The organism is Kineococcus glutinatus, assembly GCF_039542765.1.
Lineage (GTDB): Bacteria > Actinomycetota > Actinomycetes > Actinomycetales > Kineococcaceae > Kineococcus_A > Kineococcus_A glutinatus.
On sequence record NZ_BAABIL010000818.1, the window covers coordinates 1 to 981 of the forward strand.

The following is a 981-nucleotide window of genomic DNA, read 5'->3' on the forward strand; positions in this document are numbered from 1 at the left end:
CTCGGTGTTCCTGCACGCCTGGGACGACTACGAGAACGTCACCGTCAAGGTCACCGCGCACCCGACCTCCGGCGTGGGGCGCACGAACCTGCGCGCGGCCAGCCCGGAGGCCCTGCAGCGCCGGGTGGCGGCCATCGAGGCGAGCGGGCGCGGGATCGGCTGGCAGGACGGTGACCCCGGCTACGGGCCCACCTACGTCTTCACCGAGCCCGACGGGCACGAGTTCGGCCTGTACTACGAGTCGGAGTGGTTCCGGGCACCGGCGGACCAGGCGCCCGCGCTGAAGAACCAGGCCGCCGCCCGCCCCGGTCACGGGGTGGCGGTGCGCCGGCTGGACCACGTGAACTACCTCGGCGCCTCCGTGCTCCCCAACCGCGACTACTTCCGCGACACCCTCGGCGCCCTGGTCACCGAGCAGATCGTCCTGGACGACGGCACCACCTCGGGCAGCTGGACGACGTTCACGAACAAGGGCTACGACGCGGTCTGGACCCGCGACTGGACCGGCTCCAGCGGCCGCCTGCACCACCTGGCCTTCGCCACCGACACCCGCGAGGACATCCTGCGCGCCGCCGACCTGGCGCTTGAGCAGGGCGTGTTCATCGAGACCGGCCCGCACAAGCACGCCATCCAGCAGACGTTCTTCCTGTACGTCTACGAGCCCGGCGGCAACCGCATCGAGCTGTGCAACGCCGGGGCGCGCCTGGTGCTCGCGCCGGACTGGCAGCCGGTGGACTGGAGCGAGGCCGACCGCGCCAAGGGCCAGGCGTGGGGGCTGAAGACGATCGAGTCCTTCCACACCCACGGCACCCCGCCGGTGCCGGCGCCGGAGGTGGCCGCCTCGGCCGCGGAGGTGGAGGCGACCGGCGCGGCCGAGGCCGCCTGGTGACCGGGTCGGCCCGGGGCCCGGCGCACGGCGTCCGCGTCGCGCTGCTCGGCCTCGGCGAGGCGGGGTCGGCGATCGCCGCCGACCTCGTCGGC

1 protein-coding gene is annotated in these 981 nt (G+C 74.1%); it reads left to right on the plus strand.

Annotated features, from left to right (window positions below):
• Positions 1-889, plus strand: an 889-nt coding sequence (locus tag ABEB16_RS21700; RefSeq protein WP_345714249.1) for a VOC family protein, incomplete at its 5' end; no start/stop codon positions are given.
• Between the last annotated feature and the right edge of the window lie 92 nt (positions 890-981).